Annotated in this window: 1 protein-coding gene; it reads right to left on the reverse strand. The window is 48.4% G+C overall.

Translation table 11 applies throughout. The features are described from left to right. Positions 1 to 283, reverse strand: a 283-nt coding sequence (locus AB4238_RS11155; protein WP_372033512.1) for a transposase, incomplete at both ends; no start/stop codon positions are given.

A 283-nucleotide genomic window follows, 5' to 3' on the forward strand; every position in this document is an offset into this window, starting at 1 on the left:
ATACTTTGGCAAGATTAAAGGCATTAAACAGGTACTTACCTTTGCGCTTGCGCCACTGTTGTTTGGCTTTGTTGAAGCTTCCTGCGGGAATGATGAAGTGAAGATGCGGATGGTAGTCGCGTCGCCGATTATGGGTATGCAGCACGCCCGTAAAGCCAATCTCGCCACCGAGTTGTTTTGAGTTGTGTGCAAAATCCTTGAGCACGCTTGCCGCTACCGTAAACATGGCTTGATACATCAACTCAGGCTGATGTTTGGCGGTAACTCTAAGCTCATAAGGCAG

It is taken from the genome of Shewanella sp. 10N.286.45.A1 (assembly GCF_041470405.1).
Taxonomy (GTDB): domain Bacteria; phylum Pseudomonadota; class Gammaproteobacteria; order Enterobacterales; family Shewanellaceae; genus Shewanella.